Source organism: Paracoccus sanguinis (assembly GCF_900106665.1).
Lineage (GTDB): Bacteria > Pseudomonadota > Alphaproteobacteria > Rhodobacterales > Rhodobacteraceae > Paracoccus > Paracoccus panacisoli.
Map to the genome: position 1 here is coordinate 131,534 of NZ_FNNA01000001.1, position 26,933 is coordinate 158,466.

Genomic DNA, 26,933 nt, shown 5'->3' on the forward strand with positions numbered 1-26,933 from the left:
GCCCCCCTACCCCGCGAGCAGTGCCGCGTTGCCGCCGGCGGCCGTGGTGTCGACGCAGAGATGCCGCTCATGGACCGCGTGGGCCCGGTCGGGCATCGCCGTGACCAGCGGCAGGATCGGCCCCGGCCGCGCCGCGAGCGACTGGGCATAGTCCCGCGACGTCTCGGCGTCGCCCCACCAGAGCACGCCTGAGAAGCCGTCGAGCCGCGCCAGCGCCGCGGGCTCAATCCGCCCCGCGACCGTCACCGCCCGGCCGCCGAGCGCGCGGACCGCGTCGGCCTGCGCCTCGGCCGCCGTCCGGCCAGGGCCGAGGCAGAGAAGCGGCGGGCGCGGCGTGAGGCTCAGCCGGTTCAACTCGCCCGTGGGGCCTGGCATCAGCCGGGTCTCGACCGGCGCTGCAGGCCCCGCCGCGGCCAGCGCCGCCGCCACATCGGCCAGCGCCGCGGTGCCATCCGGGGCCCCTGCCGCCGCCCCCGGCTCGGGCGCGTAAAACCGCGGCAGGTACAGCGGCCCGCCCGCCTTGGGACCGGTCCCCGACAGCCCCTCGCCACCAAAGGGCTGGCTGCCGACGACCGCGCCGATCTGGTTGCGGTTGACGTAGAGGTTGCCGGCGTGGACCGCGTCCGTCACCTCCTGCACGCGGCCGTCGATGCGGGTGTGCAGGCCGAAGGTCAGCCCGTAGCCGCGGGCGTTGATGTCGTCCACCACCCGGTCGAGGTCCTCGGCCGCGAAGCGCGCGACGTGCAGCACCGGGCCGAACACCTCGCGGTCGAGATCGCCGATCCCGCCGACCTCGATCAGCGTGGGCGGGATGAAATGCCCACCCTTGGGGGCCGCGACCTGATGGGCGATGCGCCGGCCGGCGAGGTAATCCGCGATCCCCTCCTGCGCCTCGGCGTCGATCACCGGGCCCACGTCGGTCTCGAGCCGGGCCGGGTCGCCGACCCGCAGCTCGTCCATCGCGCCCGCGATCATCTCGGTCAGCGGGGCGGCGATGTCGTCCTGCACATAGAGGCAGCGCAGCGCAGAGCAGCGCTGCCCGGCCGAGCGGAAGGCCGAGGCGACCACGTCGCGCACCGCCTGCTCGGGCAGGGCGGTCGAATCGACGATCATGGCGTTGAGCCCGCCGGTTTCCGCTATCAGCGGGGCACCGGGGGCGAGATGCTCGGCCATCGCCCGGGCGATGGTCTGCGCGGTCTCGGTCGAGCCGGTGAACACCACCCCCGCCACGCGCGGGTCCGAGGTCAGCGCCGCCCCGACCGTGCCCCCCTGCCCCGGCAGCAGTTGCAGCGCCGCAGCCGGCACGCCGGCCTCATGCAGCAGCCGCACGGCGATGGCGGCGACCAGCGGCGTCTGCTCGGCGGGCTTGGCCAGCACTGCATTGCCCGCCATCAGCGCCGCCGCGATCTGGCCGGTGAAGATCGCCAGCGGGAAGTTCCACGGGCTGATCGCCGCGATGATCCCGCGGGGCGGGCGGTCCACCCCCTCGCCCTCGGCGGCGTAGTAGCGCAGGAAATCCACCGCCTCGCGCAATTCGCCCACCGCGTCGGCGCGGGTCTTGCCCGCCTCGCGGGTCAGCGCCGCGAAGATCGGGCCGAAGTTCGCCTCATAGAGGTCGGCGGCGCGGCGCAGGGCGGCGGCGCGCGCGGCCGGCGGGGCGTCCCACGGGCGGGCGTCGGCGAGGGCGCGGGCGACGGTCGCGGCGTCGGCCTCGGTCACCTGCGCCACGGTCGCGCCGGTGGCGGGGTTGCGCACCGGCTGCACCATGCCGGTCGGGGCCGAGACGGTCAGCGGCGCCGCATCGGGCACCGTCACGTCGCGCGCCGCGTCGATCCGCGCCAGCGTGGCCGCATCGCTGAGGTCGAAGCCTCGCGCGTTCACCCGCCCGGCGCCGAAGATCGCCGCCGGGGCCGCGAGGCCCTTGGGCGCCCGCGCCTCGGAGAGCGCCGCGAAGGGGTCGCGGGCGATCTCGGCCGGGGTCACGCTCTCGTCGACGATCTGGTGGACGAAGGACGAGTTGGCGCCGTTCTCGAGCAGCCGCCGCACGAGATAGGCGAGCAGGTCGCGGTGCGCGCCGACCGGCGCATAGATGCGGCAGCGGCCCTTCGTCTCGCGCAGGACGATGTCGTGCAGCCGCTCGCCCATGCCGTGCAGGCGCTGGAACTCGAACCGGATGTCGCCCGCCATCTCGAGCACGGCGGCCACGGTCTGGGCGTTATGGGTGGCGAACTGCGGATAGATCCGGTCGGCCATGCCGATCAGCTTGCGCGCGTTGGCGAGATAGCTCACGTCGGTCGCGATCTTCGAGGTGAAGAGCGGAAAGTCGGGCAGCCCCTCGACCTGCGCGCGCTTCATCTCGGTGTCCCAATAGGCGCCCTTGACCAGCCGGACCATGATCCGCCGGTCAAGCCGCGTGGCGAGCGCGTGAAGCCAGTCGATGACCAGCCCGGCGCGCTTGCCGTAGGCCTGCACCACCACGCCGAAGCCGTCCCAGCCGGCGAGGCTTTCGTCCGACAGCACCGCGCAGATGACCTTGAGCGACAGCACCAGCCGGTCCTGCTCCTCGGCGTCGATGTTCATCCCCATGCCGGCCGCCTTGGCGGCCTGGGCGAGGCGCAGGACGACGGGCACCAGCTCCTCCATCACCCGCGCCTCCTGCGCGACCTCGTAGCGGGGGTGCAGCGCCGAGAGCTTGATCGAGATGCCGGGGTTCTGCGCCACGTCCGGTTTGTCGCAGGCGCGCGCGATGGCGGCGATGGCGTCGGCATAGGCGGTCTCATAGCGCGCCGCGTCGGCGGCGGTCATCGCGGCCTCGCCCAGCATGTCGTAGCTGTAGCTGTAGCCCTGCGCCTCGCGCGTGCGGGCGCGGTCGAGCGCGGCCTCGATGGTCTCGCCCAGCACGAACTGGCGCCCCATCTCCTTCATCGCGCGGGTGACGGCGGCGCGGATCACCGGCTCGCCCAGCCGCCTGAGCGCGCCGCGCAGCGTCCCGGCGATGCCGCCCTGCGCGTCGTCCAGCACCTTGCCGGTCAGCATCAGCGCCCAGGTCGAGGCGTTGACGAGGCTCGAGGATGCCTCACCCAGATGCCTGCCCCAGTCCGAGGGCGCGATCTTGTCCTCGATCAACGCGTCGATGGTGTCGCGGTCGGGGACGCGCAGCATCGCCTCGGCCAGGCACATCAGCGCCACGCCCTCGCGGGTCGACAGCCCGTATTCCGACAGGAAATGCTCCATCAGCGAGGGCTTCGCCTCGGCGCGGATGCGGCGGACGAGATCCTCGGTCCGCGCGGTGATGCGGGCCCGGGCCTCGGGCGACGGGGCGGCCGTGGCGAGGTCGGCCAGAAGCGCGGCCTCGTCGCGGAACTTGGCGTCGGTGGTGAAGCGGTCGAGGTCGGGCAGGCTCATGGTCGGGCATCCGCGCGAAAGGGGTTCAGGCCCGGATATAGGACGTTGCGTATGGACGATTCGACCAAAGATGGCGAGGATGACAGGCGATCAGACCATATTGGGGGCGCCGGACTGACATGACCGACCAGCTTGACGCCGCGAACCGCAAGATCCTGCGCGAGCTGGTGGCTAACGCCCGCATCCCGATCAGCGAGCTGGCGCGCAAGGTCGGGCTGTCCAAGACCCCGGTCGCACAGCGCATCCGCGCGCTCGAGGCGATGGGGCTGATCACCGGCTACCGCGCGATGCTGTCGCCGCTGAAGCTGGGGCTGACCCACGTCACCTTCATGCAGGTGCGGCTGTCGGACACGCGGCAGAAGGCGCTCGAGCAGTTCAACGCCGAAGTCCGCGCCATCCCCGAGATCGAGGAGTGCTACATGATCGCCGGCGGCTTCGACTATCTGCTCAAGGTCCGCTCGCGCGACATGATCGAGTTCCGCCGCCTGATGGCCGAGCGCATCTCGGCGCTGCCCCATGTCGCCGCCACCTCGAGCTTCGTGGCGATGGAGGCGGTGGTCGAGCAGGGCTGGACCCCAAGCTGAGCCGCGGCCGCGCGGCAGCGCTGCCGTCGGCCATTGCCCTCACCCCCTCTGCGGGCTAGGTGGCAAGGGACGACCGCGCCGTGCGGTCCGGGCCGCGGGCCCTGCCCCGACGGCAGCCCGGCCCGGGGGCCAGACGGCGCACGAGGCGGCACGGGAAGGGACGGCCCATGGAAATCTTTACCGCAGCCGGGTTCACGGCGCTGCTGCAGGTCATCGCCATCGACCTGGTGCTGGCGGGCGACAACGCCATCGTCATCGGCCTTGCCGCCGCCGGCCTGCCGCGCGAGCAGCGCAACAAGGCGATCCTCGTGGGCATCATCGCGGCCACGGTGCTGCGGATCTTCTTTGCCCTCATCACCACGCAGCTTCTGGCCATCAAGGGCCTGCTGCTGGTCGGCGGCCTGCTGCTGCTCTGGGTCTGCTACAAGATGTTCCGCGAGCTGCGCGCCGGCCACCCCGACCCCGAGCATCTGGAAGAGGTGATCGCGGGCGACGGCGACAACGTGGTGACGGCGACCGGCAAGGCGCCTCCGCGCAAGACATTCGCCCAGGCCGCGATGCAGATCGTCATCGCCGACGTGTCGATGTCGCTCGACAACGTGTTGGCGGTGGCGGGGGCGGCGCATGGGCACACGACGGTGCTGATCGTCGGGCTGGTGCTCTCGATCGCGCTGATGGGCCTAGCCTCGACCTGGATCGCGCGGGTCATCAACCGCTATCCGTGGATCGCATGGGCGGGCCTGCTGGTGATCCTCTATGTCGCGCTCAAGATGATCTACGAGGGCAGCCACCAGCTCGGCTGGATCTGAGGCCGCCCCTTCCCGCCCACTGACCCCGGCCCGGCGCCTGCCGCGGCCGGGGTTTCTCGTTCGGGGGCGAGGCCGGTGGGGCCGCTCAGCGCAGCAGGCCGGGGTCCGGGCCGAGCGCGAGGCCGGGGAAGATGCGGTCCTCGATCACCCCCGGCGCGATGCCGAAGAGCCCGCGCAGCGCCCAGCCGGCATAGGCGCGCACGTCGCGCGTGGGCATCAGGTCGCGGTCCTGGTAGAGCGCGCCCTCGCCCAGCCCCGGCCAGTCGCCGAGCACGCGGCCGCCGCGCACCGCCCCGCCCGCGAAGAGAATCGCGCCCCCGGTGCCGTGGTCGGTCCCGCCCGAGCCGTTCTCGCGCGCGGTGCGGCCGAACTCGGTCAGGGCGAGGGCGGCGGTGCGCGACCAGTTCGGGCCAAGCCCCGCGCGCAGGGTCAGTACGGCCTCGGCCAGTTGGCCCAGCGGGCGGGTGATGACCTGCGCCTGCCGGGCGTGGCTGTCCCAGCCGGTGAGCGAGAAGGCCGCGATCCGGGTCGCACCGTTCAGCCGCCCGGCGGCAAAGGCGGCCAGCCGCGCGCCCTCGCCCTGCGGGCCGCCCCGGCGTCCCTCGCCCGCCATCGCCCCCGCCCCGCCGATCAGTGCCGCGTCGGCAGCGGCGTCGCGGAACAGCGGGTCGTCGTGGTAGACCTCGGCCAGAAGCCGCTGCGCCTGCGGGGTCAGCGCCAGCCGCGCCTCGGGCGCCCAGCTCAGCGCATGGGCCGGGCCCGAGAGGATCAGCATCTCCTCGGTGCCGACCGAATAGGCGGTCTCGGCGGTGGCGCCCGGGATCTCGGCCAGCAGGCGGTTGAGCCAGCCGCCCTTCTGCTGGTCGATGGGCAGGTCGTTGCCGGTCCCCGCCTCGAGCAGGTCCTGCCCGTCGAAATGGCTGCGCTTGTCGCGGTAGGGCGTGGCCGCGGCGTGGGCGAAACCCAGCTCTCCGGCCTGCCAGAGCGGCATGAGGTCGGCCAGCGCCGGGTGCAGCGCGTAGAACCCGTCGAGGTCATGGGCCCCGCCCGCCGGCCCCACCGACAGCGCCGGGCGCAGCGCCCTGAGCGCCGGGTCGCCGTAGGGCTGCACCACGTCCAGCCCGTCCATCGCCCCCCTGAGCACGATGACCACGAGCCGGTTCTCGCCCGGCACGGCGGCAAGGCTGATGGTGCTGAGCCACGGGTGCGCTGCCGCCGAACAGGCGGCGAGCGTGGCGGCCCTCAGGAAGCTGCGGCGGGTATGCATGGCGTCCCCCTTTTCAGCGGCGGTTGAAGTCGGTCGAGGCGAGGACGAGGGCCACCCCCTCGCGCACCGTCTCGGCCCGCGGGACGGCGGCGGCGAGCGCCTCGGACGCGCTGCCGCCGAGGGCGGTGTCGATCAGCGCGCGGGGGTCGGGCAGCGGATCGACGAAGCGCGCGGGCACCCTCAGCGCCCAGTCGATCCGGGCCGCGAGCGTCTGCGGCGTGATCCAGTCGGCGGCGGCCTCGGGCCAGCCGTCGGGGCCGCGGGCGCGGACGAAGGGCTGGCCCATGCGGGCAAGCGGCGCCCAGAGCAGGCGGTTGGCGTCGGGCGGCACCAGCGCCAGCACCTCGGCCCCCGTCACGCCGAGCGCGCGCAGCCCGGCCACCACGAAGTCGAAGGGCTGGCGCGCCTTGGCCCGGAACGTCGCGCCAAGGTCGGGGTGGCCGGCCAGCACCGCGTTGACCTGCGCCAGATCGCCGCCGCTGCCGCGCAGGGTCGCGGCGAGATCCTCGACCAGCCCCGCGGGCGGGTCATCGGCGGCGAAATGAATGGCGAGCTTGCGGGCCAGATGCGCCGCCGTGGCCGGGGCGGCGGCGAGGTCGCCGAGCGCGCGGGCGATCTCGGCCAGCCCGTCGCGGTCGTCGCCGCCGTAGCGGCGGCCCAGCACCGTCTCGGCCCCCGGCTCAGCCATCTGCGGGCGGTAGGGCACCGGGTTGCGGGGGTTGAAGCTGAGGCCGGTGAAAAGCTCGGCCAGCGCCCGCACGTCGCCCTGCGCGTAAGGCGCCCCGACCCCGAGCGTGTGCAGTTCGAGCACCTCGCGCGCGAGGTTCTCGTTCAGCCCCAGCCGCTCGCGCGACCGCCGTATGGCCGCGCGCGAGTTCGGCCCGACGCTGCTCGTCTGGTTGAGATAGACCAGCATCATCGGGTGGGTGACGGCGGCCACCACCATGTCGCCCAAGCGCCCGCCGAGGTTCGGGCGGATCGCCTCATCGACCAGCGCGGCGGCCAGCAGGTGCTGCGGCGGGTTCTGCGGCACGGTGGTGAAGTGATCGGCCCAGAACTGCACGAGCCGCTCGCCGAACCCCGAGGGCGCGTCGAGCGCCCGCGCGATCCGCCGTTGCAGCACGACCAGCCGCTGCTGGTCGATCGCATCGGCCAGCGCCTTGTAGCCCGCGGGGTCGAGCCTGCCCGCGTCCCGCGCCTTGCGCGCGTCGTCGAGGCGGATAATCGCGGCGGTGGCCTCGTCGCGGGTCCAGCCGTCCGGGCGGGCGGCGTCCGCGACCCCCGCGAGCACGCCCGCGAGGTCCGCAGGCGGGGCCAAACGCGGCGAGAGGCCGAAGCCCAGCCGGATCGCGGCGAGGGCGGGATCGTCGGGCGGGCGCATCGGCGCGTCCTCGGGCGCGGGCTGCGCCCCTGCCGTTATCGCAGGGCCGGGGCGGGCGCGCACCGCCCCTCACGCAAAGCTGATGCGCGGCGGGCGGCAACCCGCCTGCCGCTCAGTCGGGGCCGCGCGCGCCGGCCGCTCAGGCGTCCTTCGGCAGCACCCGCAGGCGCAACTCGCGCAGCTGCTCGTTCGTGGGCTCGCTCGGCGCGCCCATCATCAAGTCCTCGGCACGCTGGTTCATCGGGAACATGATGACCTCACGGATGTTGCTCTCGTCGGCGAGCAGCATCACGATCCGGTCGATGCCCGCGGCGCAGCCGCCGTGCGGCGGGGCGCCATAGCGGAACGCCTTGACCATGCCGCCGAATCGCTTCTCGACCTCGTCGCGGCCGTAGCCGGCCAGTTCGAAGGCCTTGAACATGATCTCGGGCGTGTGGTTGCGGATGCCGCCCGAGATCAGCTCGTAGCCGTTGCAGGCGAGGTCATACTGCCAGGCGTGGACCTTGAGCGGGTCGCCCGAAAGCGCCTCGAGCCCGCCCTGCGGCATCGAGAAGGGGTTGTGCGAGAAGTCGATCTTGCCGTCGTCGCCGCGCTCGTACATCGGGAAATCGACGATCCAGGCGAACTTGAACTGGTTCTCGTCGATCAGGCCCAGCTCGCGACCGATCTCGGTCCGGGCGCGGCCGGCGACGGCCTCGAAGTCGGCCGGCTTGCCGCCGAGAAAGAACACGGCATCGCCCTCGCCCAGCCCAAGCTGGGTGCGGATCGCCTCGGCACCCTCGGGGCCAAGCGCCTTGGCGACGGGGCCAGCCGCTTCAATTGGACCAAAAAACGCGTTGAATATGCGTCCCATCTCGTCGACTTTTTGACTTTGATGTGCTTTCTGAATACGAACAAGCGCTTGGCGGTCTGACTCCAGCTGCTCTTCTGGGTTAACCACTTCGCTGACCGGAGTGTTGAGCAACTCCTCAAGCGATGTTGCGCTGGAACGTTTCCGCCAGAAGATGTAGCCCATCCCGGGCAGGCCCTGCGCCTGCGCGAAGGCGTTCATCCGGTCGGCGAACTTGCGCGAGCCGCCGGTCGGCGCGGGGATGGCGCGTATCTCAGTGCCGTCCTGCTCGAGCAGCTTGGCGAAGATGCCGAAGCCCGAGCCGCGGAAGTGGTCCGAGACGTCCACCATCTCGATCGGGTTGCGCAGGTCCGGTTTGTCGGTGCCGTACTTCCGCAGGCTCTCGACATAGGGGATCAGCGGCCAGTCGGCGTCCACGCGGCGGCCGCCGCCGAAGGTCTCGAACAGGCCCTGGATCACCGGCTGGACGGCCGCGAACACGTCCTTCTGCTCGACAAAGGACATCTCGATGTCGAGCTGGTAGAAATCGGTGGGCGAGCGGTCGGCGCGCGGGTCCTCGTCGCGGAAGCAGGGCGCGATCTGGAAGTAGCGGTCGAAGCCCGCCACCATGATCAGCTGCTTGAACTGCTGGGGGGCCTGCGGCAGGGCGTAGAACTTCCCCGGATGCAGCCGCGAGGGCACGAGGAAGTCGCGCGCGCCCTCGGGCGACGAGGCGGTGATGATCGGGGTCTGGAACTCGGTGAAGCCCGCGTCCCACATCGCGTCGCGCAGCCATTTCACGACCCGTGCGCGCAGCATGATGTTGGCGTGCAGCGACTCGCGCCGCAGGTCGAGGAAGCGATAGGCGAGGCGGGTTTCCTCGGGGTAGTCCTGGTCGCCGAAGACCGGCAGCGGCAGCTCGTCGGCGGGGCTGAGGATGGCCACGTCGGTGGCGTAGACCTCGATCTCGCCGGTCGGCAGCTTGGGGTTCACCAGCGCCGCGTCGCGCAGCTTCACGCGCCCGTCGATGCGGATGACGGTCTCGGCGCGCAGCTTTTCCAGCGTGGCAAAGGCCGGGCTGTCGGCGTCGGCGATCACCTGGGTCATGCCGTAGTGGTCGCGCAGGTCGATGAACAGCACGCCGCCGTGGTCGCGGACCCGGTGGACCCATCCCGACAGGCGGACGGTCTGGCCGGCGTCGGCCGCGGTCAGGGCGCCGCAGGTGTGGGTGCGGTAGGCGTTCATCGGGCTGTCCTTTGTTGTCCGCAGCGCTTCAACGCCGCAGGGCGCGCGGTGTCAAGCCGCAGGACCCGGGCGCCGGCCGGGACGCGCCGGATATTTGCCGACGAGCGCGGGTGCGGCGGGCGCTCAGAATGGCCGCACCACGTTGCCGGAATAGAAGAACGCCCCCATCCCGACGACGAAGAGCACATTGCCGGCGATGGCGTGGGCGACCCAGGCGGCCGGGAACCCGCGCTGCTGGTAGAGGCGGGCGAAGATCAGCCCGCCCACGAAGGTCATCACCGCCACGACCGCCGACCAGTACATGAGGTGGGCGAAGGAAAACACCGCCGCGTTCACCAGCCGGGCGCTGCGCGCGCTGCCCATCAGGGGGGCGTAGCGGTGGAAGTAGAGGGCGCGGAAGATCAGCTCCTGCGGCAGCGCCGAGAGCAGCGGGTAGAAGATCAGGATGAACGGCACGAAGCGCAGCCACGCGCGCGAGGTGTTGATCTGGAACCCTGGATGGGTGGCTACCATGATCGCGTAGCCGGTCAGCCCCACGCCGAGGCTGAACAGCGCCATGCGGCCCCAGCGGATCCGGCGCCAGCCGCGGACGAGCTCGCGCCAGTCGAACTCTCCGGTCCACCAGATCAGCGCCAGCCCGGCGAGCGTGAAGCCGAAGAGCGCCGGGAACAGCCCGCGCGGCGGCAGGAACAGCGCCATCGCCAGCGGCGCGCCGATGAAGAGGACGAGGAACTCGGCCCAGCGTCCGGCGCGCTGCATGGGATCAGCGCTGCGACCGGGAGGCCACCCAGCGGTTCCACTGGGCGCGACTGCCGGCAAAGGCGTTCAGATCGACGTTGCCGCCGAAGCCCGGGGACGTCCCCGTGCCGGTGTACTGCCAGAAGGTCCAGCGCTGGCCGGGGTAGATCCGCGACGGGTGATCGGCGACCGAGCGCAGCCAGAACTCGGCCCTGACCTGCCCCAGTGCGTTGTCGTGGTAGAAGTCGACGGTGGTGTAGATGACCGGCCGCTGCCCGTAGTGATTGCCGACGATGGTCAAGAAGGTGTTGATCTCGCGGTGCACCTCGGCGGGGCTCGGGCGGAAGCGGCAGGTCCGCGACTGGTGGTTCCACTCGAGGTCCAGCACCGGCGGCAGCGCGCCGCGCTCACGCGGGACGTTGGCGATGAACCACGCCGCCTGCTCGGCGCCCGAGCGGCAGAAGTAGTAGAAGTGATAGGCGCCGCGCGGGATGCCGGCCTGCCCGGCCCCGGCCCAGTAGGTGCGGAAGGCGGGGTCCGAGTGGTCGGCACCCTCGGTCGCCTTGATGAAGGCGAAGCTGATGCCGGCCCGGCGGGCGGTGTGCCAGTCCACGTTGCCCTGATAGCGCGAGACGTCGACGCCGTGGACCTGGTGGTTGTAGGGGTGGCCCGAGGTCCAGACATGGGGCGCGCTGTCGCCGAGCGCAGGCACCGCGCCGCCGACGAAGCCGCCCTGCACCGACTGGCCCGAGCCGATGCTCGCGTCCGTCACCACGTGGCGCGTGCTGCCGCCCCCGCAGCCTGCCAGCGCCGTCATCGCCGCCAGCGCGACCGCCTTGATCCAGAGTTTCATGCGTCCCGCCTCGATCCCGTATTTCTTCTTTTGCCCGGGACTATTCCACAGGCCCGCGGCAAACGCCAAGCGGACCCGGCGGCGGCGGTCAGGCGGGGCCGTTCACGAAACCGTCAGCGGCCGCGTGGGGTCAGTTCATGTCGGGCACCATCTTGCCCGGGTTCATGATGTTGTTGGGGTCGAGCGCCCGCTTGATCGTGCCCATCACGGCCCAGGCGGGGCCGTGCTGCGCCTCCATCAGGCCGCGCTTCCCGACCCCGATGCCGTGCTCGCCGCTGATCGTGCCGCCGACGGCGAGCGCGCGGTGCGCCATGCGCTCGGCCACGCCCTTGGCGATGGCGATCTCGGCCTGGTTGCCGGGCTCGAGCAGCATCAGCACGTGGAAGTTGCCGTCGCCGACGTGCCCCACCACATCCCCGATCAGCCCCGAGGCGTGCATGTCGGCCGCAGCCGCCGCCACCGCCGCCGGCAGCTCGGACATCGGCACGCAGATGTCGGTGCTGATCCCCGTGGCCCCGGGGCGCAGCTTCAGCGCCGCGTAATAGGAGGCATGGCGCGCCGCCCACAGCCGGTTGCGCTCTTCGAGGCTGGTGGCCCAGGCGAAGCCCGCGCCGTGATGCTCTTCGGCGATAGCGCCGAAGAGCTCGGCGTCGCGCTTGACCGCCTCGGGGGCGCCGTTGAACTCGACCATCAGATGCGGCTGCTCGGGGTAGTTCGAGCCGAGATGCAGGTTCACCGCCCGCATCCCGAGCGCGTCCATGAACTCGATCCGCGCCATCGGCACGCCCATCTGCATGGTCTGCGCGACGCAGGTCACCGCGTCCTCGAGCGTCGGGAAGGCGCAGACGGCGGCGGCCACGTCCTCGGGCTGGCCGTGCAGGCGCAGCGTCAGCTCGGTGATGATCCCGAGTGTGCCCTCGGACCCGACCAGCAGCGCGGTGAGGTCGTAGCCGGCCGAGGATTTCGCCGCCCGGCTGCCGGTGCGGATGATGGTGCCGTCGGCCAGCACCGCCTCGAGCCCCAGCACGTTCTGCCGCATGGTGCCGTAGCGGACCGCCGTGGTGCCGCTCGCGCGGGTCGAGGCCATGCCGCCGAGGCTGGCGTTGGCGCCGGGATCGACGGGGAACATGAGGCCGGTGGCGCGCAGTTCGGTGTTCAGCGCTTCGCGGGTGACGCCGGGCTGGACCACGGCCAGCAGGTCGGCGGGGCGGATGTCGAGCACCCGGTCCATCCGCATCATGTCGAGAACCAGCCCGCCGCGCACGGCGAGCGCGTGCCCCTCGAGCGAGGTGCCGGTGCCCCAGCCGATCACCGGCACGCCGTGGGCGTTGCAGATCTTGAGGACGGCGGAGACCTCTTCGGTCGTCAGCGGCCAGGCCACGGCATCGGGCGGCGGCGCGCTGTGGAACGTCTCGGACGCGCCATGCAGCGTGCGATCCGATTCGCCGGTGGACAGCCGGTCGCCAAGCACCGCGCGCAGTTCCGAGAGGATGTGATCGGCGATGGGCATGGCTGGGGTCCTCGGGCTCGAGCGGCAGGGGGTGACGGCGCGCAGTCTTGCACCCGCGGGGCCCGAGCCTCAACCCCGGATGGCATACCAGATCGGGCTTCTTGCCGGCCCGATTACCCCTGCCCCGCTGCCGAAGCGCGGCGGCAGGCGGTCAGACCGTCAGATCGCCCAGCGGCGCCGTGGCTGCGGCCAGCCAGCCGCGCAAATCGGGGGGCAGCCGCGGCCCGCACTCGGCCGCGACGCGGGCGTGATAGGCGTCGAGCCAGGCGATCTCGGCCCGGCTCAGCATCCCCGGCTCGATCAGGCGCCGGTCGAGGGGCACCAGCGTCAGCGTCTCGAACCCCAGAAGGTCGCGCCCGTCCGGGCCGGTCGCCGGCTCGACCGCGATCAGGTTCTCGAGGCGGATGCCCCATTCCCCCTCGCGGTAATACCCCGGCTCGTTCGAGAAGATCATCCCCGGCTCGAGCGGCAGTTCGGACCGGCGCGAGATCCTGAGCGGCCCCTCATGGACGCAGAGCGCCGCGCCGACGCCGTGCCCGGTGCCGTGGTCGAAATCCATCCCCGCCTGCCACAGCGGCGCGCGGGCCACCGCCTCGATGTCGCGCCCGGCGAGGCCGCGCGGAAAGCGCAGCCGCGACAGGCCGATCAGGCCCTGCAGGACGCGGGTATAGGCGTCGCGGGCGGCCTCGGGCGCAGGGCCGACGGCGATGGTGCGGGTGACGTCGGTGGTCCCCATCGGATACTGCCCGCCCGAATCGAGCAGCAGCAGCTCGCCCGCGCCCACGGTCCGGTTGCTCGCCTCGGTCACGCGATAGTGCACGATGGCGCCGTTCGGCCCGGCGCCGCTGATCGTGTCGAAGCTGATGTCGGTGGCCCCCGCCTCGCGGCGGAACCCTTCGAGCGCGCGGACCACGTCGATCTCGGAGAAGCGGCCGGGGGTCTGGGCGTCGATCCACGCGAGGATGCGGACCATCGCCACCGCGTCGGCGAGATGGGCGTCGCGCATCCCCTGCAACTCGGCCGCGGTCTTGCGCGCCTTGGGCAGCGCCACCGGGTCGCGGTCGCGCACCACGGTCGCGCCGGCCGCCGTCAGCGCCGCGGCGACCGCCACCGGCGCGCTTTCGGGGTCGATCCGCACCGCGCCCTTCAGGGCCGACAGCGCGGCGGCGAAATCCTCGGGCGGCGCGATGGCGACGGCGTTGCCCAAGGCTGCGCGCACGTCGGGCGTGAACTTCTCTGGCGCGGCGAACAGCTGCACGGCGCCGGTGTCGTCGATGATGGCGAAGCTCTGCACCACCGGGTTGCGGGGAATGTCGGCCCCGCGCAGGTTCAGCAGCCACGAGATGCTGTCGGGCAGCGTCAGTACCGCCGCCCCCTGCCCCGCGGCCTTCAGGTCAGCCGCCACCTGCGCCCGCCGCGCCTCGGCCGACGCTCCGGCCAGCGCCTCGGGGTGCAGGCGCGCCGTGCCCACGGGCGGGGCCGGGCGGTCGGTCCAGATCGCATCGACGGGGTTCTCGACAGGCATCAGCGTGACGCCGCTGCCGTCGAGCTTCGCGGTAAGCGCCTCGATCTCGGTCACGCCGTGCAGCCAGGGGTCGAACCCGACCACCCCGCCTTGGGGCAGCGCCGCGCGCAGCCAGTCGGCGGCGCCGGTCTCGGGCCAGTTCACCGGGGTCAGCACCGCCGGATCGGTCTCGGCCCGAACCTGCACCCGGTAGCGGCCGTCGATGAAGACGCCCGCGCGGTCGGCGGTCACGATCGCGAAGCCGGCGCTGCCGGAAAACCCGGTCAGCCAGCGCAGCCGCGCGTCGCAGTCGGCCACGTATTCGCCCTGATGCGCGTCGGCGCGCGGCACCAGCACCGCATCGATCCCGCGGTCGGCCATCCACGCCCGCAGCGCGGCGATGCGCGGGGCGGCGTCCGCGGGCGCGGCGCCCGACTCGAAGCTCTGCCAGCCCATGCCCGGCCCCCTCAGTTCGACGCCGCCGGACCCAGCAGCGGCGCCGGGTCCGAGGCCCAGCCGTGCCGCGATTGCCCGGTGGCGAGCCCGGCCCGATAGACGGTGTTCATGTAGACCGGATCGAACGGCAGCCCCTGCGGCAACCGCAGTGCCGGCGGCACCGCGGTCACGTGGAAGTCGAAGCCGTCGCGCCGGGCCAGCCGCTCCATCTCGGTGATGTCGACCAGCGACTGCGCCTTGATCATCGTGCTGAGGCTGCGCCCGGCGATGGCCAGCGCGTTCTGCGCCACCGTCTCCGGCTCAGGCGAGAGCTTCGAGTTCCGCACCACCCACATCCGCCGCGGCCCGCGGCGCGGCGGCAGCGTGACCTCGGGCGGATAGGCGAAGACCCCGCGGGTCACGCCGCCGTCCACGTGCATCTCCTGGAAGCGGTGGCCTTCGGCGACGACGTCGATGGCGACCGGCGGGAAGGCCGCTGGGATCGAGGCCGAGGCGAGCAGGATGGCGCGGATCAGGTCGACCCGGTCGGGCTGGCCCGAGGCCGCGATGCGGCCGATGTCCCAGATCACCTGCCGCTGGGCGTCGAGGTTGGTGGTGCCGATCAGCAGCATCCGCCCTTTGCGCCGCTCGGCCGCGATCTCGTCCACCATCGTCGGGGTGACGATGGCGGCGATGCGTTCGCGCAAGGGCGAGCTGTCGCCGACCGACGGCGCCCCGGTCAGCACCTGCAGCGGTTTCAGCAGCACCACGTCCGAGCGCCGGGTCTGGGTGTAGGACCGCTTGAGCTCGTTGTCGTACCGCGGTCCGAGGAACGCGAGCGGCGCGATCAGCGCCCCGGTCGAGACGCCGGTGACCATGTCGAACTCGGGCCGGTCGCCGCGCTGGGTCCAGCCGATCAGCAGCCCGGCGCCGAACGCCCCGCCGTCGCCGCCGCCCGACAGCGCGAGGATGTCCACCGCGTCGGTGCCGCGTAGCCGCGCGAGCGCCGCCGTGCCCAGCGAATCGGTCTGCGCGTCGCTGGGGCCGATGACGTTGCCATAGGCACGGATGCGGCCGTAGCCGGGCGGCTCGGCCGTGAGCGTCACGGATGCGGGCACCGCGGGCAGGTGGCGCACCGGCCCGAGGTCGCAGGCGGCGGTCGAGAGTGCCGCAGCCAGCAGCACGAGTGTGCGGGCGCCCCGGCCCGCGCGGTTCGCTGTCGTCATCCGGTCCCGGCCCCTGCCTCTCATGCCCATCTTCACCCTCAGCGCCGCGCGCTGCCGGCCAGCGCCCGCGCGCGTTTCCGCGGATCGCTTTCGAACAGCGCGGCGAGCTGTTCGGTGATCGCCCCCGCGAGCTGCTCGGCGTCGGTGATCGTCACCGCGCGCTGGTAGTAGCGGGTCACGTCATGGCCGATGCCGATGGCGATCAGCTCGACCTGGCGGCGCTTTTCCACCATCGCGATCACGTCGCGCAGGTGCTTTTCCAGGTAGTTCGCCGGGTTCACCGACAGCGTGGAATCATCGACCGGCGCCCCGTCCGAGATCACCATCAGGATCTTGCGCGCCTCGGTCCGCCGCACCATCCGGCGGTGCGCCCATTCCAGCGCCTCGCCGTCGATGTTCTCCTTCAGGAGTCCCTCTTTCATCATCAGCCCGAGGTTGGGGCGCACCCGCCGCCACGGCGCGTCGGCGGATTTGTAGATGATGTGGCGCAGGTCGTTGAGCCGCCCCGGCGTGGCCGGGCGCCCGGCCTTGAGCCACGCCTCGCGGCTCTGCCCGCCCTTCCAGGCGCGGGTGGTGAAGCCGAGGATATCGACCTTGACCTGGCTGCGTTCGAGCGTGCGGGCCAGCACGTCAGCGCAGACCGCCGCGATCGAGATCGGCCGGCCGCGCATCGAGCCCGAGTTGTCGATCAGCAGCGTCACCACCGTGTCGCGGAACTCGGTGTCCTTCTCGACCTTGAAGCTGAGCGGCGTCGTCGGGTTCGCCACCACGCGCGCAAGGCGGCCGGCGTCGAGCACCCCTTCTTCCTTGTCGAACTCCCAGCTGCGGTTCTGCTGCGCCTGCAGGCGGCGCTGCAGCTTGTTGGCCAGCCGCGAGACCGCGCCCTTCAGCGGTTCGAGCTGCTTGTCGAGATAGGCCCGCAGCCGCTCGAGCTCGGCCGGCTCGGCCAGATCCTCGGCCCGGATCTCCTCGTCGAAGGTCTGGGTGAAGACCTTGTAGTCGGTCGAGGCCTCGCTGACCGGCGGCGGCAGCTCGGGCGGCATCTCGCTGTCCGGCATCTCGGCGTCTTCGACCAGCTCCTCCTCGGACTGGTCGTCGAGGCTGACCTGCGCCTGGCGCTCGTCCTCGGTCCGCTCCTGGCTGCGCTCGGGGCTGGCCTCGGCGTCGTCGCCCTCCTGCTCCTCGCGGGACTGGTTGTCGCCCGATTCGGGATCGGGCTCGGCGTTCTCGTCGGCCTCGTCCTGCTGCGGCTCGTCGGGGTCGTCGCCCAGCTGGTCGCCGTAGCCGAGTTCCGCGATCATCCGCCGGGCGAGCCGCGCGAAGGCCGCCTGATCGGCGAGCGCCGCGTTGACGTCGGCGAGCGCGCCGCCCGCCTGCTGCTCGACGAACGGGCGCCACAGGTCGGCGACGTGCTGGGCCGCGGGCGGCAGCGCCCGCCCCGTCGCGGTCTGCCGGACCAGATAGCCGGCCGCGGCGGCCAGCGGCGCGTCGGCGGCGGCGCGGATCTGGCCGTAGCCCTTGCGCTCGGCCTCGGCCCCGAGCCGCGCGTCGATGTTCGACAGCGCCCCGGGCATGTCGCGGGCCCCCAGCGCCTCGCAGCGCGCGGTCTCCATCGCCTCGTAGAGCTCGCGCGCCATCGGCCCCGCGGGGGCGTAGCGGGCGTGGGTGGCGTCGTCGTGGTGGCGCAGCCGCATGGCGAGCGCATCGGCGGTGCCGCGGGCGAGCAGGATCTCCTCGCGCGTCATCCGGCGGCTGACCTGCGGCAGGCGCATGGTGTCGCCCGCGACGCCCGAGGGGTCGGCGGTGTAGGTGACGTTCAGCTCACGCTCGTCGGCCAGCGCGCGGGTGGCCTCGGCCAGCGCCTTCTTGAACGGATCGGCGGGGTTGTCGGCGGGTTTCATGGGGGTGTTGTAGGCCGTTCCGGGGCGGCTGTCCATACGGCGCGGCGGGCCGCGACGCGCCGGACCGGGGGCGCTGCCCCGGACCCCGCGGTATTTCCGCCGGAAAGAAACGATGCCGCACCGGGCGACGTTGGGGCGCGACGCCCGACCCGGAGGACCGCCCATGCGCCGCGCCGCTTTCTGCCTTCTGCTCACCACCCTTGCGCCGCTGCCGGCGCTGGCGGCGGACGCCTGCCGGGCGGAGTATCAGCGGGGCTTCACCGAGGGGGTGGCGGCGGTCAACGCGCAGTTGGGCGCCGTGACCGCGCAGATGCAGCGCGACGTGCAGGCGCAGGTGAATGCCCAGCTCGCGGCGCTGGACGCGCAGCGCAACGCGGAACTCGAGGCCCGTCTGGCCGCGGCGCAGGGCGAGGCGCTGGCGGCGCAGGGGCCGGTGCAGGCCCGTGGCGCGGGCGGGGTGGCGGTGATGCCCGCGATGCCGAGCTTGCCGCCGCTGGTGCGCGCGCCAGGGGGCGGGATCGCGCCCGCGCGGCCGGACGGCACGTTGCCGGGCGCTGCGGCGACCGCGGACATGGCGGCGCGCGGCGCGGCGGGGCTGCCAGACGATCCGGCGGCGCTGCCGGCCGGGACGACGATCACCATCTCGGACCCGCAGGCGCTGCCGCCCGAGCTTTACCGCGCGCTGGTCGACTTCACCCGCTGATCTCGCTGACCGCGACGCTCTGGCGCTGCATGGTGGCGTTGGTCATCGTGGTCAGGAACGCCACGTCGAGCGCGTCGCGGCCGACCGCGATCAGCGCCATCTGGTCGGCGTGGGCCATCCCCGTCGCGTCGATCAGGTGCCATGCGCCGTCCAGATAGACCTCGGTCACCGCGTGGAAGTCGGGCGGCGTCACGCCGGGCGCGAAGACGCTGGCGATGCGCGCCGGCACCTGGGCCGCGCGGCACAGCGTGATCATCAGATGGGCGTAGTCGCGGCAGACCCCCTGCCGGTCGATGAAGCTGTCGATGGCGGTGGTGTCGATGGTGCTCGACCCGCTGACATAGGTCAGGTGGCCGGCGATCCAGTCGCGGATCGCCGCGACCCGCGCACCCCCGGTCAGCCCGCCGAACTGCTGGCCCGCGAAGGTCACGAAGCGGTCCGAGGGGCAGTAGCGCGAGGGCAGCAGATAGCGCAGCGCGTCGCCCGGCAGCTGGTCGAACGGCACGTCCGAGAGCGCCGCGAAGTCCGGGCGCGGCCGCGTCACCTCGACCTCGGCGCGGTAGCTGCAGGTCAGGTGGTCGGCGGCGCGCACGACGATCTTCTCGCCAATCCCCTCTTCGCCGGGGACGCGGGCGAAATGCTCGAGCGGGCCGAGGTCGATGTGGGCCTGCACGATCTCTTGCCCCAGCGCGCCGGCGGCCTCGATCGACAGGATGGCGGGGCCGGGCGCGCTCAGCGCGTAGTCGAGCGCGACGTCGATCGAAAGGCGCATGGCAGGTCCTGCTGAGGCTGGGGCGTGGCCGCCATCCCTACGCGGCGCCCTCGCCCCGGCAAGGGGGCGGGGCGCGCGACGTGGCGACGGATCGGGACGGTGGGGGCCGGCTGCGCTCAGCCGGCGCGGGCTGCCGCGCTTTCAGGCAGTTCCTCGTCGAAGAGGCGCTGGTAGAACTCGGCCACCGTCTGGCGTTCCAACTCGTCGCACTTGTTCAGGAAGGTCAGCCGGAAGGCATAGCCCACGCTGTCGAAGATGCGCGCGTTCTGCGCCCACGAGATGACCGTCCGCGGGCTCATCACCGTCGACAGGTCACCCTGCATGAAGGCGGTGCGCGTCAGGTCGGCCAGCGTCACCATCTGGGCCACGATCTTGCGGCCCTTCTCGGTGTTGTACTGCGGCACCTTGGCGATGACGATCGCCGTCTCGGCGTCGTGGCTGAGGTAGTTCAGCGTGGCGACCAGGTTCCAGCGGTCCATCTGGCCCTGGTTGATCTGCTGGGTGCCGTGATAGAGGCCCGTCGTGTCGCCCAGGCCCACCGTGTTGGCGGTGGCGAACAGGCGGAAATACGGGTTCGGGGTGATGACCTCGTTCTGGTCGAGCAGCGTCAGCTTACCGTCCGCCTCGAGCACCCGCTGGATCACGAACATCACGTCCGCGCGCCCGGCGTCGTATTCGTCGAAGACGATCGCGGTCGGGTTCCTGAGCGCCCAGGGCAGGATGCCCTCGTGGAACACGGTGACCTGCTTGCCGTCCACCAGCTTGATCGCGTCCTTGCCGATCAGGTCGATGCGGCTCACGTGGCTGTCGAGGTTGACGCGCACGCAGGGCCAGTTGAGGCGCGCCGCGACCTGCTCGATATGGGTGGATTTCCCGGTGCCGTGGTAGCCCTGGATCATCACCCGGCGATTGTAGGCAAACCCCGCGAGGATGGCGAGCGTGGTGTCGGGGTCGAACTTGTAGGTGCTGTCGAGGTCCGGCACGCGCTCGGTGCGCTCGGCGAAGCCCCTGACCTTGATGTCGCTGTCGATCCCGAAGACGTCGCGGACGTCGATCTCTTCGGTCGGTTTCGCGTGCATATCCAGATCGGCCATCGCTCGGTCCCCTTCGCCTGTCGAGCCGTGATGGAGCATCCGCGCCCGGGGTGCAAGGGACCGCGGGGGGCCTCGCTCGTCTGCGGCGCGCGTTAGGCCGGACGCTGCGGCGCTGCGGGCCCGGGCCGCGCGAACCGATTGACGCGTCCGGCGTTCACGGGCACCACCGGGGACTGAACCTTAGACGAGAGCACCGAGATGAGCGGACTGATCGCGCTTCTGGACGATGTGGCGGGGATCGCCAAGGTGGCCGCGGCCTCGGTCGACGACGTCGCGGGGATGTCGGCCAAGGCCACCGCCAAGGCGGCCGGCGCGGTGATCGACGATGCGGCGGTGACGCCGAAATACGTCCACGGCTTCGACGCCGACCGCGAGGTGCCGATCATCTGGCGCATCGCCAAGGGCTCGATCTTCAACAAGCTGGTGATCCTGTTGCCGGTGGCGCTGCTGTTGTCGGCCTTTGCGCCCTGGGCCATCGCGCCGCTGCTGATGGTCGGGGGCGCCTATCTCTGCTTCGAGGGGGCCGAGAAGGTGTGGCACGCGATCTCGGGCGGCCACGACGACCACGCCGAGATCGAGATCGACACCAGCGACCCCGCCCATCTGGAGGAGGAAAAGGTTGCGGGCGCGATCAAGACCGACTTCATCCTCTCGGCCGAGATCATGACCATCGCGTTGAACGAGGTGTCGCGGCTGGTGGTCGAGCAGGACATCCACGGCCCCGGCAAGTTCGCCATGGAGGCGGCGGCGTTGGCCTTCGTCGCCGTCATCATCACGGTCGGGGTTTATGGCTTCGTCGCGCTGATCGTGAAGGCCGACGACTACGGCGTGGCGCTGGTGCGGACCCGCTCGGGCTTCTGGGCCTCGGCCGGGCGGACGCTGGTGCGGGCGATGCCGGGGTTCATGAAGGTGCTGACGGTGATCGGCACCGCGGCGATGATCTGGGTCGGCGGCAACATCGTCATCCACGGGCTGCACGAGCTGGGCTATCACGCGCCCTACGACTTCATCCACGCCCAGGCTGAGCGTGCCGCCCATGCGGTGCCGGCGATGGCCGGGGCGGTGAGCTGGTTCGTCACCGCGCTGATCGACGGCATCTTCGGGCTGGCGCTGGGGCTGCTGCTCATCCCGCTGTCGAAAGCGGTGATCGCGCCGCTGTGGCGCGCCGGGCAGCGGGCGGTGGGCAAGGCCTGAGACAGGCAAGCGGCGGGCTTCCCCCCGCGACCGCGGCCTGATTTGGGCAATTGAGCCCAGAAAGACGCGGCGCGGGCGGTGTCGGCCCGCGCCGTTTCCGTCAGCGGCGGCTCAGACCCCGCGCGAGCGACGCACCCCAGAGCACCGTCAGACCGGCCGAGATCAGCGCGTTCCACGCCGCCATGCTGAGGCCGAGGAACACCCACGCCGGCTCGTCACAGCGCACGACCTGCGCGCCGCGGATGCGGCTCACGAGGTCCGCCGCGCTGATGGTCGAGAGATCGGCGACCCCGCCGGCGCACGCGCTCGGCCCCGCCCACCAGTGCAGCTCGACCCCGGTGTGGTAGAGCGCAAGCCCCGTGGCCACCGCCGCCGCGACCATCCCGAGGCCGGCCCAGAGCGGGCGGTATCCGGCCAGCAGCACCACCGCGCCAACCAGCAGCGCCGCAAGATGCGGCCAGCGCTGCAGCAGGCACAGCTCGCACGGGCGATAGCCCGCCGCCTGGAACCCGAGCGCAGCGAGCAGCAGCAGCCCCGAGGCGGCCGCGGCAGCAAGCGCCAGCGAGCGCGGGGCGAGGGGGTCGGTCATGGGAAGGCTCCGAAGGGAAAGGGGGATCAGTGCGGGCGCCAGGTGACGACGCGGTAGAGATAGACGAGCACCACCGCCGCCACGACGAGTTTCGAGACCGGGTCGATCACATCCGCGACACGCCCGTAGTTGGCCGAGAGCAGGAACCCGGCCGCGGTCAGCAGCCCGGTCCAGATCGCCGAGCCGAGCAGCGTCCAGGCGAGGAACCGCCCCCAGCCCATGCGCGCGATCCCGGCCGGGACCGAGATCAGCGTCCGCACCGCCGGGATCATCCGGCCGAGGAACACCGCCTTGCCGCCGTGCCGGTCGAACCACGCCTGCGCCCGGTCGATGTCGCCGGGCGAGACGGTCATCACCCGCCCCCAGCGCGCCGCCCACCGCTTGAGCCGGGGCGCCCCGACCCAGGCGCCGAGGACGAACCAGAAGCTCGTCCCGAGCGCCGAGCCCGCGATCCCCGCGATCAGCGTGGGCAGCAGCGCAAGCCGCCCCTCGGCCACCAGGTAGCCGGCCAGCGGCATGATCACCTCGGACGGGATCGGCGGAAAGATGTTCTCGAGCAGCATCAGCGCGAAGACGCCCGGATAGCCCCAGGACCCGATCACCGACACCACCCAGTCGAACATCCGCCTTGCCCTCGCCGTTTCTCGTGCCATGCGCGCGCGCCCCCCGGGGATCGGGGGCCGCTGCGCCCTGCCCGGCCTGCGCCCGGCGGGGCCAGAAACCCCGCCTTGCAGCAGCCGTCAACCCTGCGTAACCATTCGCCATCGACGCGCCCTGCCCCCGATCCGGCGGCGGCGCAGCCTTCTGGAGGACGACGCGAAATGGAATGGCGTGGCCGCCGCGGCAGCGGCAATATCGAGGACCGCCGCAGCATGGGCTCGGCCGGTGTCGGCGGCATCGGGCTCGTCGGGATGCTGGTCGTGCTCGCGGTGGGGTATTTCTTCGGCGTGGACATCTCGCCCCTCGTCGGCGGGATGGAGCAGGGGCAGCCGACCGAGCAGCGCCAGCTGACCGCCGAAGAGCAGGAGATGGGCCAGTTCGTCTCGGTCGTGCTGGCCGACACCGAAGAGGTGTGGACCGACGTGCTCGCCCGGCAGGCCAACATGGACTATCAGAAGCCCAGCCTCGTGCTGTTCTCGGGCGCGGTGCAGTCGGCCTGCGGCGGCGCCTCGGCGGCGATGGGCCCGTTCTACTGCCCGAACGACCGCAAGGTGTATCTCGACACCGACTTCTTCCGGGTGATGAAGGGCAAGATGGGCGCCGGCGGCGATTTCGCCTATGCCTATGTGATCGCCCACGAGATCGGCCACCATGTCCAGAACCAGATCGGCATCCTGTCGAAGGTGAACGAGATGCGCGCCCGGGCGTCCGAGGTGGACTCGAACCGCATCTCGGTGCTGACCGAGCTGCAGGCGGACTGCTTTGCCGGGATCTGGGCCCGGCAGGCGAGCGAGAAGTTCGGCACCATCGACCAGGGCGACATCGAAGAGGCGATCAACGCCGCCCGCGCCGTCGGCGACGACATCCTGATGGAAAAGGCCGGCCGCGCGCCGATGCCCGACTCGTTCACCCACGGCTCGGCGGCCGAGCGGTCCGAGTGGCTACAGCGCGGGCTGGCCTCGGGCGACCTTCGCCAGTGCAACAGCTTCGCCGAGGCGGGTCTCTGACACCGTAGCCGCGCCAGACGCGACCACGCCGCGCCGCGCCCCACCCCGGGGCGCGGCGCTTGCGCTTTCCAACCTGCCGCACACCCCTCGGGCGGGATTGAAGACCCGGGTTTGTTGAACCTAGCGGCGGTGGGTGATAGACCGCACATCAACAACATATCGAAGGCGCACCCGTGGCCGACACCCCCGAAGACCTGCCCGAAGACCTGCCCCCCGAGGACCAGACCGACGCCGCGACCGACGCGGGCGGCGAGGATGCCGCGTCCGGGGGGGCCGGGGCGCTCGTCATGCCCCATGACGGGCCGACCATCGACATCGCCGAAGAGATGCGCTCGTCCTATCTCGACTACGCGATGTCGGTCATCGTCAGCCGGGCGATCCCGGACCTGCGCGACGGGCTGAAGCCGGTTCACCGCCGCATCCTCTTCGCGATGGACGAGACCGGGAACACCCACGACAAGCCCTATCGCAAGTCGGCGCGGCCCGTGGGCGACGTGATGGGGAAATACCACCCGCACGGCGACAGCGCGATCTATGACGCGCTCGTCAGGATGGCGCAGGACTTCTCGATGTCGCTGCCGCTGCTGGACGGGCAGGGCAACTTCGGCTCGATGGACGGCGATGCGGCCGCGGCGATGCGCTATACCGAGGTGCGCATGGCCAAGGCCGCCAACTGGCTGCTCATGGACATCGACAAGGACACGGTCGAGTTCCAGGACAACTACGACGGCAAGGACCGCGAGCCGACCGTGCTGCCGGCGCGGTTCCCCAACATGCTCGTCAACGGCGCCGGCGGCATCGCCGTCGGCATGGCGACCAACATCCCGCCCCATAACCTGGGCGAGATCGTCGACGCCACGCTGGCGCTGATCGAGAACCCGGACCTGCCGACCGAACGGCTGCTCGAGATCGTGCCCGGCCCCGACTTCCCGACCGGCGGGATGGTTCTCGGCCGCTCGGGCGTCCGCAAGGCCTATCTCGAGGGGCGCGGCTCGATCGTGGTGCGCGCCCGCACCCGGGTCGAGACGCTGCGCGCCGGCCGCGAGGCCATCGTGCTGGACGACGTGCCCTATCAGGTCAACAAGGCCACGCTGATCGAGCGCATCGCCGAGCTGGCCAAGGAAAAGAAGGTCGAGGGCATTGCCCACGTCCAGGACGAATCCGACCGCCACGGCGTGCGCGTCGTCATCGAGCTCAAGCGCGACGCGACGGCCGAGGTGGTGCTGAACCAGCTCTACCGCTTCACCCCCATGCAGACCTCGTTCGGGGCCAACATGCTGGCACTGAACGGCGGCCGGCCCGAACAACTGACCCTGCGGGACTTCCTGACCCACTTCATCGCCTTCCGCGAAGAGGTGGTGGCCCGCCGCACCGCGTTCGAGCTGCGCAAGGCGCGCGAGCGCAGCCACATCCTCTGCGGTCTGGCCGTGGCGGTGTCGAACGTGGACGAGGTGGTGGCGACGATCCGCGCCTCGAAGGATGCGGCCGAGGCCCGCGACCGGCTGATGGAGCGGCGCTGGCCGGCGCACGACATCCTCGAATACCTCAGGCTGATCGACGACCCGCTGCACCCCGTGAACGAGGACGGCACCTACAACCTGTCCGAGACGCAGGCCAAGGCGATCCTCGAGCTGCGCCTGCAACGCCTGACCCAGCTCGGCGTGCAGGAGGTGACGGACGAGCTGAAGGCGCTGGCCGACGCGATCCGCGACTACCTCGCCATTCTCGCCAGTCGCGCCCGGATCATGGAGATCATCTCGGCCGAGCTGACCGAGGCCAAGACGCTGTTCGCCGTGCCGCGCCGGACCGAGATCGTGGACTGGGCGGGCGATCTGGACGACGAGGACCTGATCGAGCGCGAGGACATGGTCGTGACCATCACCTCGGGCGGCTACATCAAGCGCACCCCCCTGTCCGAGTTCCGCAGCCAGCGGCGCGGCGGCAAGGGGCTGTCGTCGATGGCCACCAAGGAAGACGACGTGGTGACGACGCTGTTCGTTGCCAACACCCACACCGAACTTCTGTTCTTCACCACCGACGGGATGGTGTACCGGCTCAAGACGTGGCGGCTGCCCTTGGGCGGGCGGACCGCGCGCGGCAAGGCGCTGGTCAACATCCTGCCGATCGACGGCGGCACCTCGATCGCGGCGCTGCTGCCGATGGACGCGCCCGAGGCCGAATGGGACGACTATCAGGTGATCTTCGCCACCGACGGCGGCGAGGTGCGGCGTAACGCGCTGTCGGATTTCACCAACATCATGCGCAACGGCAAGATCGCCATGAAGCTGCCCGAGGGCGTGAGCCTGATCGGCGTCCGCATGGCGACCGACGGCGACGACGTGATGCTGGTGACGGCCAAGGGCCGGGCGATCCGCTTTGCCGCGACCGACGTGCGGGTGTTCCAGTCCCGCGGCTCGACCGGCGTGCGCGGCATCCGGCTGGCCGAGGGCGACCGGGTGGTGTCGATGTCGGTGATCCGCCACTTCGAGGCCGACCCGGCCGAGCGCGCGGCCTACCTCAAGATGCGCCGAGCTGTGGCCGGCGCGCTCGATGACGGGGCCGAGGCGGACGAGGATGACGAGGCCGCCGAAGGCGCGACCGAGGGCGCGATCACGCAGGAGCGCTATGCCGAGATGTCGGCCGCCGAGGATCTGATCCTGACGGTGACGGCGCAGGGGGCGGGCAAGATCAGCTCGAGCCACGGCTACCCGCTGCGCGGCCGCGGCGGCCAGGGCGTGATGGCGATGGACCGCGCGATGCGCGGCGGCGACCTGGTGGCGAGCTTCCCGGTCGAGCCGGGCGACCAGATCATGCTGGCGACCTCGACCGGCCAGTCGATCCGGGTGCCGGTGGACGGCATCAGCTTCCGCTCGCGCACCGCGGGCGGGGTGCGGGTGTTCAACACCGCGGGATCGGAAACCGTCGTCTCGGTCGCCCGGGTGGCCGATCAGGGCGACGAGGCCGAGGACGAGGCGGGTAGCACCGAGGGCTGATGCGGGGAGCTCTCGGGCGGGCTTGGGGCTAGAACGTAGCCACTGCCGCATGGTGAGCGTGCTTGGTCGACGGTGCCTTGGCGGATCAGGGCGACGACACGGGGCACGCGGCCGGCACCGCCAAGCGCTGACAAGCGACCACGTTCGCCGGCCGTAGGATCACGCCAAGGCAGCCGGTGGTGTCCGTGAGCTAATGTGGTCAACGGCTCCGTTGCGCTCCTCACAAGGCGGCCA

20 protein-coding genes are annotated in these 26,933 nt (G+C 71.7%); 6 read left to right on the forward strand and 14 right to left on the reverse strand.

Going from position 1 to position 26,933, the window contains the following annotated elements:
- Positions 1 to 6: 6 nt before the first annotated feature.
- The gene (gene putA / locus BLW17_RS00660; RefSeq protein WP_036731980.1) at positions 7 to 3,405 is read right to left on the reverse strand and encodes a bifunctional proline dehydrogenase/L-glutamate gamma-semialdehyde dehydrogenase PutA; all 3,399 of its coding nucleotides are present in this window, start codon (positions 3,403 to 3,405) and stop codon (positions 7 to 9) included.
- 119 nt (positions 3,406 to 3,524) lie between these two features.
- On the opposite strand from putA, the gene BLW17_RS00665 reads away from it, so the two are divergent.
- Positions 3,525 to 3,989 (forward strand): Lrp/AsnC family transcriptional regulator, encoded by a 465-nt coding sequence (locus BLW17_RS00665; RefSeq protein WP_036701315.1) that lies wholly within the window; start codon positions 3,525 to 3,527, stop codon positions 3,987 to 3,989.
- Between the two features lie 167 nt (positions 3,990 to 4,156).
- Positions 4,157 to 4,798 (forward strand): TerC family protein, encoded by a 642-nt coding sequence (locus BLW17_RS00670; protein WP_036701313.1) that lies wholly within the window; start codon positions 4,157 to 4,159, stop codon positions 4,796 to 4,798.
- Positions 4,799 to 4,883: 85 nt separating this feature from the next.
- Here BLW17_RS00670 and BLW17_RS00675 read toward each other — a convergent pair whose 3' ends face one another.
- From BLW17_RS00675 to cobT, 9 genes are all read right to left on the reverse strand, one after another.
- The gene (locus tag BLW17_RS00675) at positions 4,884 to 6,065 is read right to left on the reverse strand and encodes a DUF1501 domain-containing protein (protein ID WP_036731983.1); all 1,182 of its coding nucleotides are present in this window, start codon (positions 6,063 to 6,065) and stop codon (positions 4,884 to 4,886) included.
- A 13-nt stretch (positions 6,066 to 6,078) separates the two neighbouring features.
- Positions 6,079 to 7,446, reverse strand: coding sequence for a DUF1800 domain-containing protein (locus BLW17_RS00680; protein WP_036731986.1), 1,368 nt, complete (start codon positions 7,444 to 7,446; stop codon positions 6,079 to 6,081).
- Between the two features lie 139 nt (positions 7,447 to 7,585).
- Positions 7,586 to 9,520, reverse strand: coding sequence for an aspartate--tRNA ligase (gene aspS / locus BLW17_RS00685; RefSeq protein ID WP_036731989.1), 1,935 nt, complete (start codon positions 9,518 to 9,520; stop codon positions 7,586 to 7,588).
- Between the two features lie 123 nt (positions 9,521 to 9,643).
- Positions 9,644 to 10,279: a CPBP family glutamic-type intramembrane protease gene (locus tag BLW17_RS00690; RefSeq protein ID WP_036731992.1), complete on the reverse strand. Its 636-nt coding sequence runs from the start codon at positions 10,277 to 10,279 to the stop codon at positions 9,644 to 9,646.
- A gap of 4 nt (positions 10,280 to 10,283) precedes the next feature.
- The gene (locus tag BLW17_RS00695; RefSeq protein ID WP_036731995.1) at positions 10,284 to 11,111 is read right to left on the reverse strand and encodes a glycoside hydrolase family 25 protein; all 828 of its coding nucleotides are present in this window, start codon (positions 11,109 to 11,111) and stop codon (positions 10,284 to 10,286) included.
- Positions 11,112 to 11,241: 130 nt separating this feature from the next.
- Positions 11,242 to 12,621, reverse strand: a complete 1,380-nt coding sequence (locus BLW17_RS00700) for an FAD-binding oxidoreductase (protein ID WP_036731998.1) — start codon at positions 12,619 to 12,621, stop codon at positions 11,242 to 11,244.
- A gap of 151 nt (positions 12,622 to 12,772) precedes the next feature.
- Positions 12,773 to 14,581, reverse strand: coding sequence for an aminopeptidase P family protein (locus BLW17_RS00705; protein ID WP_036732001.1), 1,809 nt, complete (start codon positions 14,579 to 14,581; stop codon positions 12,773 to 12,775).
- 11 nt (positions 14,582 to 14,592) lie between these two features.
- Positions 14,593 to 15,786, reverse strand: coding sequence for a patatin-like phospholipase family protein (locus BLW17_RS00710; RefSeq protein ID WP_052176264.1), 1,194 nt, complete (start codon positions 15,784 to 15,786; stop codon positions 14,593 to 14,595).
- 38 nt (positions 15,787 to 15,824) lie between these two features.
- The gene (cobT, locus tag BLW17_RS00715) at positions 15,825 to 17,687 is read right to left on the reverse strand and encodes a cobaltochelatase subunit CobT (protein WP_074825965.1); all 1,863 of its coding nucleotides are present in this window, start codon (positions 17,685 to 17,687) and stop codon (positions 15,825 to 15,827) included.
- Positions 17,688 to 17,850: 163 nt separating this feature from the next.
- Here cobT and BLW17_RS00720 point away from each other — a divergent pair, with 163 nt between their 5' ends.
- Positions 17,851 to 18,390, forward strand: a complete 540-nt coding sequence (locus BLW17_RS00720) for a hypothetical protein (protein WP_036732005.1) — start codon at positions 17,851 to 17,853, stop codon at positions 18,388 to 18,390.
- Here the strand turns inward: BLW17_RS00720 and BLW17_RS00725 are convergent.
- A complete protein-coding gene (locus BLW17_RS00725) occupies positions 18,380 to 19,162 on the reverse strand; it encodes a transglutaminase-like domain-containing protein (RefSeq protein WP_036732008.1) in 783 nt (260 codons plus the stop codon). The genes BLW17_RS00720 and BLW17_RS00725 overlap by 11 nt on opposite strands.
- 116 nt (positions 19,163 to 19,278) lie before the next feature.
- Positions 19,279 to 20,256, reverse strand: a complete 978-nt coding sequence (gene cobS / locus BLW17_RS00730) for a cobaltochelatase subunit CobS (RefSeq protein WP_036709607.1) — start codon at positions 20,254 to 20,256, stop codon at positions 19,279 to 19,281.
- Between the two features lie 198 nt (positions 20,257 to 20,454).
- Here cobS and BLW17_RS00735 point away from each other — a divergent pair, with 198 nt between their 5' ends.
- Positions 20,455 to 21,450, forward strand: a complete 996-nt coding sequence (locus tag BLW17_RS00735) for a DUF808 domain-containing protein (RefSeq protein ID WP_036732010.1) — start codon at positions 20,455 to 20,457, stop codon at positions 21,448 to 21,450.
- A gap of 100 nt (positions 21,451 to 21,550) precedes the next feature.
- Here the strand turns inward: BLW17_RS00735 and BLW17_RS00740 are convergent, their stop codons facing one another.
- The gene (locus tag BLW17_RS00740) at positions 21,551 to 22,039 is read right to left on the reverse strand and encodes a disulfide bond formation protein B (protein ID WP_036732013.1); all 489 of its coding nucleotides are present in this window, start codon (positions 22,037 to 22,039) and stop codon (positions 21,551 to 21,553) included.
- 26 nt (positions 22,040 to 22,065) lie between these two features.
- Positions 22,066 to 22,662 (reverse strand): DedA family protein, encoded by a 597-nt coding sequence (locus BLW17_RS00745; RefSeq protein ID WP_036709614.1) that lies wholly within the window; start codon positions 22,660 to 22,662, stop codon positions 22,066 to 22,068.
- Between the two features lie 198 nt (positions 22,663 to 22,860).
- Between BLW17_RS00745 and ypfJ the strand changes: the two genes are divergently transcribed.
- Together ypfJ and gyrA are read left to right on the forward strand one after the other, a co-directional pair.
- Positions 22,861 to 23,706, forward strand: coding sequence for a KPN_02809 family neutral zinc metallopeptidase (ypfJ, locus tag BLW17_RS00750; protein ID WP_036732016.1), 846 nt, complete (start codon positions 22,861 to 22,863; stop codon positions 23,704 to 23,706).
- A gap of 287 nt (positions 23,707 to 23,993) precedes the next feature.
- On the forward strand, positions 23,994 to 26,699 hold the full coding sequence (gyrA, locus tag BLW17_RS00755) for a DNA gyrase subunit A (protein ID WP_036732034.1): 2,706 nt from the start codon (positions 23,994 to 23,996) through the stop codon (positions 26,697 to 26,699).
- Positions 26,700 to 26,933 lie beyond the last annotated feature (234 nt).